Genomic DNA, 15,565 nt, shown 5'->3' with positions numbered 1-15,565 from the left:
CGGGGCAACCGATAAAACACCGGCCCCAGGACTGCACAAACGCAGCGCCGCCGGCAAATTCCGACGGCGCATGAGGTTACTTCATCCCTTCCGTGCTCTCTTTTTTCGCTTCCAGTCTTTCGACATCACGATACCAGCGCGGATGGTGTTTTTGCGCCCAGCGGCGGCTTACCTTCCCTTCGATCATCCCTTTAATCGATCCTTTTACCCAGAAAGCCATATACATATGAATCAGGATGGCATGGATCAGAATGATGGCGACGGTTGCATGGATCAGCAGGCTGTAGCGAATCACCTGAATCGGGAAGTAATGGGCAAAATAGGGACGCCAGATAATCACCCCGGTCACCAGCAGCACAAAAATCATGCTCATGATGGTCCAGAACATCATTTTCTGTCCGGCGTTGTACTTGCCCACTTTCGCGACTTTGTGCTCGTTGCCTTTCAGCACTTCGACAATCCCTTTCACCCACGGAATATCCTGCTTATCCGGGATGTTGTGATGCACAAAGCGCACGAACATAAACATCAGCACCACGAAAATCAGCACGCCAAAGAACGGGTGCAGAATACGGCCCATCTGCGGCGTCCCGAAGGTTTCGGTCAGCCACTGCAGCGTCGGGAAGAAGAAAGAGATCCCGGACACCGCCACCAGAAAGAAGCAAATGACCACCGTCCAGTGACAGGCGCGGTCGACAAACTTCGTGCGCACAATCATCTTCGACTTACTCATGATGTTCATCCTCGTCGTCATCCACCTCTTTGTTTGGCCCGATACCGATGTAGTGATAAATCAAACCGGCAAAGGTGGCGATAAACCCGGCCGCCGCGAGCGGTTTGAGCGCTCCTTTCCACAGGTTGATGGAGGTATCAATCGCCGGATCTTTAGGCAGATTGTGATACAGCTCTGGCTGGTCGTTGTGATGCAGAACGTACATCACATGCGTCCCGCCGACGCCCTGCGGGTTATAAATCCCCGCGTGGTCATATCCGCGTGCTTTGAGCTTATTGACGCGCTCCTGCGCCACCTCGAGCATCTCTTTCTTGGTACCGAAATGAATTGCCCCGGTCGGACAGGTTTTCACGCAGGCAGGCTCCTGCCCGACGCTGACCCGGTCCACGCAGAGGGTGCATTTGTATACCCGGTTATCCTCTTTGTTCAGACGCGGCACGTTGAACGGACAGCCGGCGATACAGTAGCCGCAGCCGATGCAGTTATCCTGCTGAAAATCGACGATCCCGTTGGCGTACTGAATAATCGCCCCGGCGGACGGGCATGCCTTCAGGCAGCCCGGATCCTCGCAGTGCATACAGCCGTCTTTACGAATCAACCACTCCAGCTTGCCGTTCTGATCGGTTTCGCTAAAACGCATTACCGTCCAGGATTTGGCGCTGAGATCCGCCGGATTATCGTAAACGCCCACGCAGTGCCCGACGTCATCGCGGATGTCGTTCCACTCCGAACAGGCCACCTGGCAGGCTTTGCAGCCCACGCAGGAAGAGACATCAATCAGCTTGGCGACTTCCGCTTTATAGTCCCGCGCACGAGGCGCGGGAGTCATGCCGTTGGTCGCGGAGCGTTTGATAATGTCTTGTGTTTCCATAGCCATTGAATCGCTCCTTACGCTTTCTCGATGTTGACCAGAAACGCTTTATATTCCGGCGTTTGCGAGTTGGAATCGCCGACGTTTGGCGTCAGGGTGTTGGCGAGATAGCCTTTTTGCGCCACCCCTTCAAAGCCCCAGTGCAGCGGAATGCCCACGGTCTCGACCTGCTGGCCGTTGACGTGCAACGTCTGCAGACGACGCGTAACCACCGCCACCGCGCGAATAAAGCCGCGTTTGCTGCTCACCTTCACGCGATCGCCGTTGGTGATGCCTTTCGAGCGCGCCAGGGTTTCACTGATTTCGACAAACTGTTCCGGCTGCGCGATGGCGTTGAGCCGCGCGTGTTTGGTCCAGGTGTGGAAATGCTCGGTCAGACGATAGGTGGTCCCGACGTACGGGAACTTATCTTTCTTACCCAGGCGCAGCGCGTCGTCTTCATACAGGCGAACCACCGGGCTGGAAACCACGTTCGGATGCAGCGGGTTGGTGCCGAGCGGCGTCTCCATCGGCTCGTAGTGCTCCGGGAACGGCCCTTCTGCCAGCTTATCGAGCGCAAACAGACGCCCCAGCCCTTCTGGCTGCATGATAAACGGCCCGGTCGCACTGCCCGGCGGCGCGGTGTTGAAGTCCGGGATATCGTTCCCCGCCCACTTCGTGCCGTTCCACGCGATCAGTTTGCGTTTCGGATCCCACGGCTTGCCGTTGATATCCGCCGATGCACGGTTGTAGAGCACGCGACGGTTGAGCGGCCACGCCCAGGCCCAGCCGAGCGTATTGCCCAGTCCTGACGGATCGGCGTTATCGCGGTTGGCCATCTGGTTGCCCTGCTCAGTCCAGCTTCCTGTGTAGATCCAGCAGGAGGAGGCCGTTGAACCGTCATCGCGCAGCAGCGCAAAGCTGTTCAGCAGTTGACCTTTTTTCGCCAGCAGATTGCCGTTGGCGTCATACAGATCTTCCAGCGCATAGCCGTTGTTCTCTTTCGCGACTTCTTCCGATTCCGGGTGATCCGGCTGCTTGTAATCCCAGCGCATTTTCAGCAGCGGTATCGCCCCTTTACCACCTGACTGGGCGTACATCTCGCGCAGACGATGGTAAATACCGGCCAGAATTTCGCCGTCATTACGCGCTTCGCCCGGTGCATCCTGGCCTTTCCAGTGCCACTGCAGCCAGCGGCCAGAGTTGGCGATGGAGCCATCTTCTTCCGCGAAACAGGTCGACGGCAGACGGAAGACTTCGGTCTGAATCGACGCGGTATCAACGTCGTTCATCTCGCCGTGGTTCTGCCAGAAGTTGGAGGTTTCCGTCACCAGCGGATCGATCACCACCATGTACTTCAGCTTACTGAGGCTGCGCACGACCTTGTTTTTATCCGGGAAAGAGGCCAACGGGTTAAAGCCCTGGCAGATGTAGCCTGTGACGTTGCCCTTATCCATCATGTTGAAATACTTGATGACGTCGTAGGCCTGGTCCCATTTCGGCAACCACTCAAAGCCCCAGTCGTTCTCTTTCTGCGCCGCATCGCCGTAGAAAGACTTCATCAGGCTGACGAAGAACTTCGGATAGTTGCTCCAGTAGTTCACCTGCTCCGGCAGTGTCGCTTTTGGCGTGTTGGCCGCGAGATAGGTCTGCAGATCGGTCTGTTTTTCCGACGGCAGCGTCAGATAGCCGCTTAGGCTGGTGGAGAGCAGCCCCAGATCCGTTAACCCCTGAATATTGGAGTGTCCGCGCAAGGCATTCACGCCACCGCCCGCCATCCCCATGTTGCCGAGCAACAGCTGAATCATCGCCATGGTACGGATGTTCTGCGCACCAACGGTGTGCTGCGTCCAGCCCAGCGCATACAGGAACGTGGTGGTGCGATCGGCCGCACTGGTCGAGGCCAGCACTTCACACACTTTCAGGAAGTCCGCTTTCGGCGTTCCGCAGATGTTTTCCACCACGTCCGGCGTGTAGCGAGAAACGTGCTGTTTCAGCAAGTTCCACACGCAGCGCGGATCGGTGAGGGTTTCATCGCGTTTCGCAAAACCGTTTTCATCGAACTGATAGTTCCAGGAGGATTTGTCGTACTGACGTTTTTCTGCGTCATAGCCGCTGAAAAGCCCGTCATCAAAGGCAAAATCGTCCCGCACCAGCAGATTCGCGTTGGTGTAGTGTTTAACGTATTCGGCGTTGATCTTGTTGTTTTCAATCAGATACAGCAGCACGCCAGACAGGAACGTGATGTCCGTACCGGAACGAATCGGCGCATAGATATCTGCCACCGATGCCGTACGCGTAAAGCGCGGATCGACGACGATCAGCGTCGCATCGTTGTTATTTTTCGCTTCCATCGCCCAGCGGAATCCCACTGGATGGGCTTCAGCGGCGTTACCGCCCATCACCACCACGACGTTGGCGTTTTTGATATCAACCCAGTGGTTGGTCATCGCACCGCGACCAAATGTTGGAGCAAGACTTGCTACCGTTGGTCCGTGTCAGACGCGCGCCTGGTTATCGACGGCCAGCATGCCAAGTGAGCGCACAAATTTTTGCGTCAGCATGCCGGTTTCATTACTTGCCGCAGATGCGCAGAGCATCCCGGTGGAAAGCCAGCGGTTCACGGTCACGCCCTGCTCGTTCTTTTCAACGAAATGGGCGTCACGGTCGTCTTTCATTAATTTGGCGATGCGGGTAAAGGCATCGTCCCAGGAGATGCGCTGCCATTTATCAGAGCCAGGCGCGCGGTATTCCGGGTAACGCAGGCGGTTGTCGCTGTGGACATAATCCAGCAGACCCGCGCCTTTCGGGCAAAGTGCCCCACGGCTCACCGGATGATCCGGATCCCCTTCAATATGGTAAATCGCTTCTTTGGCGTTTTTCGCGCCATCGCCCAGGCTATACATTAATAGCCCGCATCCCACGGAGCAGTATGTGCAGGTGTTACGGATCTCTTTGGCGCGCAGCAGTTTATAGTTACGCGACTGAGCCAGCGCGAGTTTAGGCATAAAGCCCAACGCAGCAGCTGTTGTTCCGGCCATACCGCCCGCGCAGATTTTAAAAAACTTTCTGCGGCTGACGTCCATTGCTGTCCTCGTTATCTGTAGGAGACTTCGCGCCGCAAACTAGCAGCAAAGCCCCTGATTTTTTTGCGTCAAATCAATCTCCTCGATCTTCGCCCCCTAAATAGTCCGCTCTGGCGGCTTTGCTTAACCCTTTGGGATTAGCGGTTCGTAGATTGATTCGCGAAAACGCGGAAAAGAGTGCTATAAATTTGCCCCTGAATTTCGTTGGCGTTTGGGAAAGCAATGGACAGAAAAAGAGCAACATTGATTGGGCTGGCCGCGATTGTGCTGTGGAGCACCATGGTGGGATTAATTCGCGGTGTGAGCGAAGGACTGGGGCCTGTCGGTGGTGCGGCAATGATCTACACCCTCAGCGGTTTACTCTGTTTAGTCACCGTGGGATTCCCGACTATCAGACGCTTCTCACCGCGCTATCTTATTGCCGGCAGCGTGCTGTTTGTGAGCTATGAAATATGTCTCGCCCTTTCGCTGGGCTACGCCAGTACCCGTCATCAGGCTATCGAAGTGGGGATGGTGAATTATCTCTGGCCGAGCCTGACGATTGTGTTTGCCATTTTGTTCAATGGGCAGAAATCGACTCTGTGGATTGTGCCGGGATTATTGCTGGCCTTGTTCGGTGTCTGCTGGGTATTAGGCGGTGAGAAGGGTCTGCATATCGACGAAATAACCGCCAATGTGATCTCCAACCCGCTGAGCTATGGGCTGGCGTTTGCTGGCGCGTTTATCTGGGCGGCATACTGCACTGTTACCAGCAAATACGCTAAAGGACAGAACGGCATTACGCTGTTCGTGTTACTCACCGCGCTGGCGCTGTGGCTGAAATATCTGTTCAGCGATCAGCCGGAAATGATATTCAGCGTGCCGGTGGTGATCAAACTTCTTATGTGCGGAATTGCCCTCGGATTTGGCTATGCGGCGTGGAATATCGGCATTCTGCATGGCAATGTTTCTGTGCTCGCCACCGTCTCTTATTTCACCCCGGTGCTGTCCGCGGCGCTGGCGGCTGTTCTGCTTAACGCCCCGCTCTCTTTTTCCTTCTGGCAAGGGGCGCTGATGGTCTGCGCAGGCTCGCTGCTGTGCTGGTACGCCACCCGAAAATAATTCCATTCAGGGGGAAATCTCCCCCTTCTGTTTTATCTGCATAAATAAAATGTGATCTTGCGTCAGATTATCTATTTTTCACATAGTGTTTACATTTAAACTCTGTTTATATTCCCCGCGCTCGTAACGTCTTCTTACATTATTATTGACATAAACTGACACCGCACTGAGATTAATAAACGCCTATTAATCGCCCTGGATATAGCCGAACACGCAATAGTTTATGACTGAATATTTCAGTAATGCTCGCCTGTTCTCACAGCAAATGTCTCATAACTGTTTGATTCTTCGTTATCACCCTTCATTAAATTGCGGTAATTCATCTATAATTACGGTTAATTCCGCAATGAAATTAAAACCATCGATAATTATATTGGCAATAACTATAAATATTAGAAAATACTCAATTACCGAATAATAAATAATCAAATCTGCGGAATATTGGCCGTTTTATCAGACACCGGTCACACTAATTGAAATTATCAGCAATAAATTGAAACTTATTATTGAAATGCGGCTACAACATTTCTAAAAATAGCATGCCATTGACGAACGACCTCGTTTAGAAATCGTTTATTAATGGCTCAGGAAATGCCCAAAAGAAAATTATAAGGATTATTAAAATGAAACTTAAATTAGTTGCAGTGGCAGTGACTACTCTGTTGGCAGCAGGCGCGGTAAACGCGGCTGAAGTCTTTAACAAAGACGGTAACAAACTGGATCTGTACGGTAAAGTAACAGGTCTGCACTACTTCTCTGACGACGCTGGCAACGACGGCGACAAAACTTACGTGCGTCTGGGCTTCAAAGGCGAAACTCAGATCAACGACCAGATGACCGGTTACGGTCAGTGGGAATATGAGTTCAAAGGCAACAACGACGAATCCAACGGCGACAAAGGCAACAAAACTCGTCTGGCGTTCGCGGGCCTGAAATTCAACGAATTTGGTTCTTTCGACTACGGTCGTAACTACGGCGTAGCATACGACATCGGCGCATGGACCGACGTTCTGCCAGAATACGGCGGAGATACCTGGACTCAGACTGACGGCTTCATGACTGGCCGTACTACGGGTGTTGCAACCTACCGTAACGCAGACTTCTTCGGTCTGGTTGATGGTCTGAACTTTGCTGCACAGTACCAGGGTAAAAACGACGACCGTGATATCACCACCGCGAACGGCGATGGCTGGGGTCTGTCTTCTACCTATGAAATCGACGGTTTCGGCGTGGGTGCGACCTATGCGAAATCTGACCGTACTGACAACCAGGTTCGCGCTGCAAGCAACCTGAACGCAGGCGGCGAAAACGCAGAAGTTTGGGCTGCTGGCCTGAAATACGATGCGAACAACATATACCTGGCAACCACCTACTCTGAAACCCGCAACATGACCAACTTCGGTGACGGTTACATTGCGAACAAAACTCAGAACTTCGAAGCGGTTGCTCAGTACCAGTTCGACTTCGGTCTGCGTCCTTCCCTGGCATACCTGCAGTCCAAAGGTAAGGACATCGGTTCTTACGGTGACCAGGATCTGGTGAAATACATTGAAGTGGGTACCGTTTACTACTTCAACAAAAACATGTCCACCTACGTTGACTACAAAATCAACCTGGTTGACGACAATGCCTTCACCAAAGCTGCTGGTGTGAGCACTGACAACATCGTTGCACTGGGTCTGACTTACCAGTTCTAAGTGTTTGTCTGTTAAAAAAGCCAGCCCTCGTGGCTGGCTTTTTTTGTCGCAGTCCACTGGCGTGATAAAGGAGTACGCCATGCACCTCTATACCGGACGCTGCCTGTGTGGAATGAGCCACTTTAGCGTCAACATCGAGGCCCTCGACGTCTATGCCTGTCACTGTACGATGTGTCAGAAATGGTCGGGCGGCATCGCGATGTATCTGGAAACTCAGGGCGAACCCATCGTGGAAGACGGTTCGATCTCCCCTTCGCACTTCTCGTCGTCTGTGCGCGGCGAACGCTGGTTCTGCCCCGGCTGCGGCTGCCCGCTGTGGTTTGAGCTTACCCCCACTGGCCGCTATTTTGTCCCCTGGACGCTGCTTGAACTGAGTGAAGATGAACGCCGTCGCCTGGTTCTGGCCGCCGAGATCTACACCGAAACGCAGCCCGCATTCTGGCGTCTCACCGGACAATACGCTCGATTCAGTGGCACCGAGATCGAAGCACTGGACAAAAACTGCTCGTTTACACCGTAGCGCTGACCGCCGCGCGCCTGAGCCAGGCTTGCAGCAACTTGCCATCTTCGGTCATATCCGAATCCTGACGGACGCACAGGTAATAATCGCGCCCGTCATCGATTGGCGCATCAAAGATTTTCACCAGCTCGCCACTCTCCAGATAGGGCGCGATCAGCGGCTCGCGCATCAACGCGCAGCCCAGACCGGCCTGCACACCCGCCAGCGTCAGTAAGCCATCCTCAAACAGCGGGCCGCTCTTGCGCGCAGGCCGTTTAACGCCCTGCTGGATAAACCACTGCTGCCAGGTGCTGCGCTCTTCATCGTGCAGCAGAGGCATCTGGAGCAGCTGTTCCGGCGTATCCATATGGCCGTGAACGCGTAAAAACGCCCGGCTGCACACCGGCACCATCTGGCCTGAAATCAGTTTTTCACTCTGATACCCCGCCCACTGGCCGTTACCAAAACGAATCGACATATCCGACGCATCGCTCAGATAGTTGCGATGGTTGGCATACACCACGTTAATTTCCGTCTGCGGATTGGCGCGCATAAACGCAGGCAGGCGCGGAATAAACCAGCCCATGCCGAACAGCGGAATCAGGCTGATGGTCACCTGACGGGTCTGGGCCTGCTCCACCAGGTGCTCCGTCGCCTGACGCAGCACGTTGAACGCCGCGCGAATAGAGCGGTAATAGTCGCGTCCCTGCTGGCTCAGGACCAGCCTGCGCCCCTGGCGCTCTGTGAGCGGCATTTGCAGATACCCTTCCAGCACCTTGAGCTGATGGCTAACGGCAGACGGCGAGATCGCCATCTCCTGTGCGGCCAGCGTCACGCTCCCCAGCCGGGCAATCGCCTCAAAGGCGCGCACGGCACGCAGGGGCGGATCGTTCGCCAGACGGCTTTCGGCATAAGCAGGCAGCAGCAGTGATTGTTCTGTTTTATTCATATGTTGATTTTAGGGCCGTAATTTCGCTCAGATGACGTTTCACTATTCTCTTTAAAATCATCGCGATAAATCAATCTCGAATTATCATAAGAAATAATATATGCGTATTTTACAATTTAATTCAATTATTGGATGTTACCCGCTGAAAGAGCAATCTGTCGGGTAATAACGTTGGACACACTGATACAACAACTGATTAATGGCGTGATGCTGGGCAGCATCTACGCGCTGATCGCGCTGGGCTATACCATGGTGTATGGCATTTTGCGCATTATTAACTTTGCCCACGGCGACATATTGATGGTCGGCGCGCTTACCACGCTGTCGGCCCTGAACGCGCTGAACAGCGCCTTCCCGCAAATGCCTCAGCTGCTACAGCTCGGCTTCGCGCTGGTTGTCGCCATGGCGGTCTGCGCCCTGCTGGCGATGGCCGTTGAACGCTTCGCCTATCGACGCCTGCGCAACGCGCCGCGTCTGGCGCCGCTGATCTCCGGGATCGGCGTTTCGGTGTTACTGCAAACCGTGGCGATGATTATCTGGAGCCGCAACCCGCTGATGTTCCCGCAAATTCTGCCGATGGACGCGATTGCCGTCACCTCCGGCAGTGCGAACCATCCCCCGGCGATCATTACCGTCACCGGCATTGTCACGGTATCGCTGGCACTGGCGGTGATGATCGGCCTGTGGCTGCTCGTGGAATACACCCGTCTCGGGCGCGGGATGCGCGCGGTGGCCGAAAACCCGCGCGTGGCCACGCTGATGGGGGTCAATCCCAACGCCATTATCACGCTGACTTTCGCCATCGGCGGCATCTTCGCCGCGCTCGCAGGTGTAATGATGGCGAGCAACTACGGCAACGCCAGTTTCTCGATGGGCTTTTTGCCCGGCATTAAAGCGTTCACCGCCGCTGTTCTGGGCGGAATCGGCAATATTCGCGGTGCGATGATCGGCGGGATCCTGCTTGGGATCATTGAATCGCTGGGCGCGGGCTATCTGGGTGAACTCACCCACGGCGTGTTTGGCAGTAACTACCAGGACGTCTTTGCGTTCATCGTGCTGATTCTGGTGCTGGTGTTCCGCCCGGCGGGTCTGCTGGGCGAACGCGTGGCGCACAGGGCGTAGGGAAAACTATGACAACAACATCATTACAGGCACCCGCCTCGCAGCGCCGCTTCTGGTCCGGCATGACCCTGTTCGTCCTCGCCCTGCTGATTGCCCCCGTGGTGGCAAGCCAGCTCGGCGGCAACTACTGGGTGCGCGTTATCGATTTCGCTCTGCTGTATATCATGCTGGCGCTCGGGCTGAACATTGTCGTGGGGTACACCGGCCTGCTGGATATGGGCTTCATCGCGTTTTATGCCGTCGGCGCGTACCTTGCGGCGCTGCTGGCGTCCCCGCATCTGCTGGAGACGTTCCCCCTTCTCGCCGTCTGGTTCCCGGACGGGCTGCACACCTCTTACCTGCTGATTATTCCGCTGGCGGCGCTGGTCGCGGCGGTGTGCGGGATTATTCTGGGCGCGCCCACGCTCAAATTGCGCGGCGATTATCTGGCGATTGTCACCCTCGGTTTTGGGGAGATCATCCGTATTCTGATGCGTAACCTCGACCGCCCGGTGAACATCACCAACGGCGCAAAAGGCATTACCGGCGTCGATACGCTCAATCTGTTTGGCCTGAAGTTCAGCGGTGTATACCACTGGTTCGGCATGAAAGTCCCGGCCCTGTGGCTGTGGTATTACCTTCTGATGCTGGTGATCGTGCTGATCATTTTTGTCTGCCTGCGCCTGCAACATTCACGCATTGGCCGCGCATGGCACGCCATCCGCGAAGACGAAGAAGTGGCCCGCGCGATGGGCATCAACGTGCGTAACTACAAACTGCTGGCCTTTGCGATGGGTGCCTCTTTTGGCGGCGTGGCGGGAGCGCTGTTTGGCGCATTCCAGGGCTTCGTCTCGCCGGAATCCTTCACCCTTCAGGAATCCATTGCCGTGCTGGCGATGGTGGTGCTCGGCGGGATGGGCCACATCCCCGGCGTGATCCTCGGCGCAGTGCTGCTCACCGCCCTGCCGGAGATCCTCCGCAGCCAGGCCGCGCCCGTTCAGCAGGCGCTGTTCGGCACCGTATTGATCGACCCGGAAATCCTGCGCCAGCTGTTCTACGGCCTGGCGCTGGTGCTGGTGATGCTGCTGCGCCCGTCCGGGATCTGGCCGGTTCGCCACAAGGAGGTTAAAGCATGAGCCTGCTCACCGTTCGCAATATGTCTAAACGCTTTGGCGGCCTGACCGCCGTGGACGATGTTTCGCTCTCCATCAATCAGGGCGAAATCTACGGTTTGATTGGCCCTAACGGCGCAGGGAAAACCACCTGTTTTAACCTCATTACCGGTCTGTATCCGGCGGACAGCGGCGAGTTTTCGATTGCCGACAAGCCCTATTTTCCGAAGCAGATCGACAAAGTAACGGCTGCCGGGATCGCCCGCACTTTCCAGAACGTGCGCCTGTTTAATGAGATGTCGGTACTGGAAAACGTGATGGTCGGGCGCCATGTGCGCACCCGCAACGGCTTGTGGGCCGCGCTTACGCGTCACAAACGGGCGCGCGCCGAAGAAGCGCAAACCCGCGAGCTGGCCTGGCACTGGCTGGAGTACACCGGTATCGCCAGATTCGCCCATTATCGCGCCTGCGATCTGGCCTACGGGCATCAGCGTCGGCTGGAAATCGCCCGCGCGCTGGCGACCGATCCACTGCTGCTGGCCCTCGACGAACCGGCCGCTGGCATGAATGCGGCTGAGAAAAACGCCCTTGGCGAACTGCTCATCCGCATTCGTGACGATGGCAAAACCCTGCTGATGATTGAGCACGACGTGAAGCTGGTGATGGGGATCTGCGATCGCCTGACGGTGCTTGATTACGGCAAAACGCTGGCCGTCGGCACACCCGACACCGTTCGGCGTGACCCGGCGGTGATCGCCGCCTGGCTTGGAGGCAACGCCCATGTCTGAGTTACTGAAAGTCGAACGTCTGGACGTGCATTACGGCGGCATTCAGGCGGTACGCGATGTGTCGTTCACCCTGCAGGAAGGCGAACAGGCGACGCTGATTGGCGCTAACGGCGCGGGAAAAAGCTCAACCGTACGCGCCATCACCGGGCTGGAAAACTTCGGTGGCACTATTGCGTTTAACGGCCAGCCGGTGCGTAAACGCAAAGCCGAAGCACTGCTTCGCGACGGGCTGGTGATGGTTCCGGAAGGTCGCGGCATCTTTGCGCGCATGACGGTGCTGGAGAATTTACAAATGGGAGCCTGGCTGCGTCGTGACACGGCCAATGTGAAAGCCGAAATGGACGAGATTTTCGACCGTTTCCCGCGCCTCGGTGAGCGTCAACATCAGCTCGCCGGGCTGCTTTCGGGCGGTGAACAGCAGCTGCTGGCGCTGAACCGCGCCCTGCTCAGCCAGCCGCGCCTGCTGATTCTTGATGAGCCGTCCATGGGACTGGCGCCGAAGATGGTCGAGAACATTTTTCAGGTTATTAAAGGGCTGCGTGAGCGCGGCGTGGCCCTGCTGCTGATCGAACAAAACGCCCGGCTGGCGCTGGAAGTGACGGATAGCGCCTGGGTGATGGACAGCGGCAGCATTGTGCATCACGGCGACTCGAAAGCGATGCTCAATGACGATCAGATTGCACAGATTTATTTGGGCGAAATGCCCGTTTAACACACCAACCAACACCAGGGAAATATAATGAAAACCGTAAAAATCAGTGCGCTCAGCGCCGCTCTTCTGCTCAGTGGTTTTGCCTCTTCCGCGTCTTGGGCGGCGGAAAGCGAAACCGTGGTCATCGGCCTTGCAGGCCCGCTCACCGGCCCGTCGGCACGTATCGGCAAAGATCTGGAGAACGGCGCGCAGCTGGCGATTGACGATATCAACAAACAGCATCCGACCATCGGCGGCAAAGCAGTGACCTTCAAACTGCAGTCCGAAGATGACCAGTCCGATCCGCGCACCGCGGTGGCTGTCGCTCAGCGTCTGGTCGATAGCGGCGTCGCGGGCGTAGTCGGCCACTGGAATACCGGTACCAGTATTCCCGCAGCGCGGGTGTATCACGACGCCGGTATCGCCCAGGTAGCGCCCGTCGCCACCGGCCACGCCTATACCAAACAGGGTTTTGACACCAGTTTCCGCGTGATGGGCCACGACGATGACGGTGGTCAGTTCGCCGGCGAATACGCGGTGAAAACACTGAAAGCCAAGCGCATCGCGGTGATCGACGACCGTACCGCGTTCGGCCAGGGGCTGGCGGATGAATTTATCAAATCGCTGGACGCGCAGGGCGTGAAGATCGTCGACCGCCAATACGTTGATGACAAAACCGTGGACTTTAGCGCCGTTTTAACCGCCATTCGCAGCAAAAACGCCGATCTGGTGTTCTTCGGCGGTGTCGATAGCCAGGCCGCTCCGCTGGCGCGTCGTATCAAACAGCTGGGCATGAACGCCACGCTGATGGGCGCAGGCGGTTTTGTCAGCCAGACGTTCCTGCAGCTGGCACAGAAAGAAGGCGAAGGTGTTGTCGCGCTGGAGCCAGGTCTGCCGGTCGATCAGATGCCGGGCGGTAAAGCCTTTGAGCAGGCGTATCAGTCGCGCTACCACACCCATATCGAACTGCATGCGCCGTTCGCCTATGACGCCACCCGCGTGCTGGTTGCCGCCATGGAAAAAGCCAACTCTGTCGATCCGGCTGAATATCTGCCCGCCCTGCGCGCCATCAGCTATTCCGGCGTCACCGGACAGATCGCCTTTGACGCACAGGGCAACCTGAAATCCCCGTCCTTTACCGTCTACAAAGTGGTCGATGGCAAATGGCAGCCGCAAACCGTTCTGGGCGGCGCAAAAACGAAGTAACGCAGTGAGGCAATGTGATGAGTGATAACAATGAGCTGGGCATTCTCGCCCGCCGCAAAATAGAAGCAGAAATTATTAAACCCATTTACGAAATCCTGGTGCGCGAGATAGGGAAAGCCCGCGCCCAGGCGGTAATTGGGGAAGCCATCGAACAGGCGGCGATTGACGCGGGGGCACATTTTGCCCGTCAGGAGCCGAACGGCGCGGATGTGAAGAGTTTTATCGCCCTGCAATATCTCTGGGAGAAAGACAACGCGCTGGACGTGAAAGTGATCGACGCCGACGACCAGCAGTACAACTATAACGTCACCCGCTGTCGGTATGCCGAGATGTATCACGAAATGGGGCTGGGCGAGATCGGTCACCTGCTGTCGTGCGCCCGCGATGAGAAATTCATCGTCGGCTACGCGCCAGACGTCGAACTGACACGCACCACCACCATCATGCAGGGCGGGAAATGCTGTGATTTCCGCTACCACACAAAAAAGGACAAAGCATGATCCACATCGATGCGCAGCGGCTTTGGTCCACGCTTGGGATGATGGCGCAGATCGGCGGCACGCCCGCCGGTGGCGTAACGCGTCTGGCGCTGAGCGATGAAGATCGTATTGCCCGCAACCTGCTGCGCGACTGGACGCGGGAAGCGGGTTTTACCTGCGACGTCGACAGCATGGGCAACATGTTTATTCGCCGCGTCGGGAAAAACCGCGCCCTGCCACCGGTGATGACCGGCTCGCATGTGGATTCCCAGCCGCTGGGCGGAAATTACGACGGGATCTACGGCGTGCTGGCCGGGCTGGAAGTTCTGCGCACCCTCAACGATCATCACGTGGAAACCGAGCGCGACATCGTGCTGGTGAACTGGACGAACGAAGAAGGGGCGCGTTTCGCCCCGGCGATGCTGGCATCCGGCGTCTGGTCCGGGCAATTTAGCGAAGAATACGCCCTCGCCCGTACGGATAACGCAGGCATAACCGTAGGCGAAGCGCTGGAGGCTATCGGCTATCGCGGCACCCTGCCTGCGCGCGCGTTTCCGGTTCACGCCTGCTACGAGCTGCATATCGAACAGGGACCGATTCTTGAAGATGAGGCTATCGATATCGGACTGGTGCGCGCCGCGATGGGCCAGCGCTGGTTTACCCTGACGCTGGACGGTTTTGCCGCGCACGCAGGGACGACGCCGATGCACAGCCGTCGCGATGCGTTAACCGCCTTCGCTGAACTGGCGCTGATGGTCGAAGAGATTGGCTATCAGCACAAACCGGACGGCCGCGCGACCATCGGCATGGCGCAGATAACCCCAAATTCGCGCAACGTCGTCCCGTCGCGCGTGGTGTGCAGCGTTGAGTTCCGCCATCCGCAAAGCGACGTGCTGGAAGCGATGGAAGCCGCGCTGCGTGAGGCGGCGCAAGGACTGGCCACACGGGGGGTTACGGCAAAGGTCGAACGAATCTTCGACTACGCGCCTATCGCCTTCGACGAGCAGTGTCTTATGCGCAGTGAAAAAGCGGTCGAAGCACTCGGCTATTCATCAAAACCGATGGTCTCCGGTGCCGGGCACGACTCCTGCTACATCAGCAAAATCGCCCCGGCCAGCATGATCTTTATTCCCTGCGAAAAAGGCATCAGCCACAACGAAGCGGAAAACATTCTGCCGGATTGGTCTGAGAAAGGGGCGAACGTCCTGTTGCACAGTGTACTGAGTGCGGCACAGGAGAAATAATTCGCGAAAAAAAAGCCCGGTAAGCGCAA

Annotated in this window: 14 protein-coding genes and 1 pseudogene; 11 read left to right on the top strand and 4 right to left on the bottom strand. The window is 56.4% G+C overall.

Annotated elements, in window-relative coordinates:
* Window positions 1-76: 76 nt before the first annotated feature.
* From fdnI to fdnG, 3 genes are read right to left on the bottom strand one after another with little or no spacing between them, the layout of a single operon-like run.
* Window positions 77-733: a formate dehydrogenase-N subunit gamma gene (fdnI, locus tag F153LOC_RS02315; protein WP_100780102.1), complete on the bottom strand. Its 657-nt coding sequence runs from the start codon at window positions 731-733 to the stop codon at window positions 77-79.
* Window positions 726-1,610, bottom strand: coding sequence for a formate dehydrogenase subunit beta (gene fdxH / locus F153LOC_RS02310; protein WP_102103758.1), 885 nt, complete (start codon window positions 1,608-1,610; stop codon window positions 726-728). Before fdxH ends, fdnI begins: the two co-directional genes overlap by 8 nt.
* An 11-nt stretch (window positions 1,611-1,621) precedes the next feature.
* Complete coding sequence (gene fdnG / locus F153LOC_RS02305) at window positions 1,622-4,669, bottom strand: formate dehydrogenase-N subunit alpha (protein ID WP_102103759.1); 3,048 nt, start codon at window positions 4,667-4,669, stop codon at window positions 1,622-1,624.
* Window positions 4,670-4,891: 222 nt separating this feature from the next.
* On the opposite strand from fdnG, the gene yddG reads away from it, so the two are divergent.
* The 3 genes from yddG to F153LOC_RS02285 all read left to right on the top strand — a co-directional run bounded on the left by yddG (window position 4,892) and on the right by F153LOC_RS02285 (window position 7,987).
* On the top strand, window positions 4,892-5,770 hold the full coding sequence (gene yddG, locus F153LOC_RS02295) for an aromatic amino acid DMT transporter YddG (RefSeq protein WP_102103760.1): 879 nt from the start codon (window positions 4,892-4,894) through the stop codon (window positions 5,768-5,770).
* 623 nt (window positions 5,771-6,393) lie between these two features.
* Window positions 6,394-7,467 (top strand): porin OmpC, encoded by a 1,074-nt coding sequence (ompC, locus tag F153LOC_RS02290; RefSeq protein ID WP_100780096.1) that lies wholly within the window; start codon window positions 6,394-6,396, stop codon window positions 7,465-7,467.
* A gap of 79 nt (window positions 7,468-7,546) precedes the next feature.
* The gene (locus tag F153LOC_RS02285) at window positions 7,547-7,987 is read left to right on the top strand and encodes a GFA family protein (protein ID WP_100780095.1); all 441 of its coding nucleotides are present in this window, start codon (window positions 7,547-7,549) and stop codon (window positions 7,985-7,987) included.
* On the opposite strand, the gene F153LOC_RS02280 is transcribed toward F153LOC_RS02285, so the two are convergent.
* The gene (locus F153LOC_RS02280) at window positions 7,977-8,915 is read right to left on the bottom strand and encodes a LysR substrate-binding domain-containing protein (protein ID WP_102103761.1); all 939 of its coding nucleotides are present in this window, start codon (window positions 8,913-8,915) and stop codon (window positions 7,977-7,979) included. The two genes, F153LOC_RS02285 and F153LOC_RS02280, sit on opposite strands and share 11 nt — an antisense overlap.
* 171 nt (window positions 8,916-9,086) lie before the next feature.
* Here F153LOC_RS02280 and F153LOC_RS02275 point away from each other — a divergent pair, with 171 nt between their 5' ends.
* The 8 genes and pseudogenes from F153LOC_RS02275 to F153LOC_RS02245 all read left to right on the top strand — a co-directional run bounded on the left by F153LOC_RS02275 (window position 9,087) and on the right by F153LOC_RS02245 (window position 15,536).
* Complete coding sequence (locus F153LOC_RS02275) at window positions 9,087-10,037, top strand: branched-chain amino acid ABC transporter permease (protein ID WP_102103762.1); 951 nt, start codon at window positions 9,087-9,089, stop codon at window positions 10,035-10,037.
* An 8-nt stretch (window positions 10,038-10,045) separates the two neighbouring features.
* Complete coding sequence (locus F153LOC_RS02270; protein WP_102103763.1) at window positions 10,046-11,152, top strand: branched-chain amino acid ABC transporter permease; 1,107 nt, start codon at window positions 10,046-10,048, stop codon at window positions 11,150-11,152.
* Window positions 11,149-11,682 (top strand): annotated as a pseudogene (locus tag F153LOC_RS02265) (ABC transporter ATP-binding protein); the annotation flags it as partial. The gene F153LOC_RS02270 and the pseudogene F153LOC_RS02265, both read left to right, overlap by 4 nt.
* Window positions 11,683-11,691: 9 nt before the next feature.
* On the top strand, window positions 11,692-11,916 hold the full coding sequence (locus F153LOC_RS21850; RefSeq protein WP_369823756.1) for a hypothetical protein: 225 nt from the start codon (window positions 11,692-11,694) through the stop codon (window positions 11,914-11,916).
* A complete protein-coding gene (locus F153LOC_RS02260; RefSeq protein ID WP_102103764.1) occupies window positions 11,909-12,628 on the top strand; it encodes an ABC transporter ATP-binding protein in 720 nt (239 codons plus the stop codon). Before F153LOC_RS21850 ends, F153LOC_RS02260 begins: the two co-directional genes overlap by 8 nt.
* Before the next feature lie 27 nt (window positions 12,629-12,655).
* A complete protein-coding gene (locus F153LOC_RS02255) occupies window positions 12,656-13,813 on the top strand; it encodes a branched-chain amino acid ABC transporter substrate-binding protein (RefSeq protein WP_102103765.1) in 1,158 nt (385 codons plus the stop codon).
* A gap of 17 nt (window positions 13,814-13,830) precedes the next feature.
* The gene (locus tag F153LOC_RS02250) at window positions 13,831-14,313 is read left to right on the top strand and encodes an L-2-amino-thiazoline-4-carboxylic acid hydrolase (protein WP_100780087.1); all 483 of its coding nucleotides are present in this window, start codon (window positions 13,831-13,833) and stop codon (window positions 14,311-14,313) included.
* The gene (locus F153LOC_RS02245) at window positions 14,310-15,536 is read left to right on the top strand and encodes a Zn-dependent hydrolase (protein ID WP_102103766.1); all 1,227 of its coding nucleotides are present in this window, start codon (window positions 14,310-14,312) and stop codon (window positions 15,534-15,536) included. The genes F153LOC_RS02250 and F153LOC_RS02245 overlap by 4 nt, the downstream gene beginning before the upstream one ends.
* The last annotated feature ends 29 nt before the right edge of the window (window positions 15,537-15,565 follow it).

This window comes from Lelliottia sp. F153 (assembly GCF_002870005.1).
Classification (GTDB): Bacteria; Pseudomonadota; Gammaproteobacteria; order Enterobacterales; family Enterobacteriaceae; genus Enterobacter; species Enterobacter nimipressuralis.
This window is presented reverse-complemented; position numbering and strand designations above follow the sequence as displayed.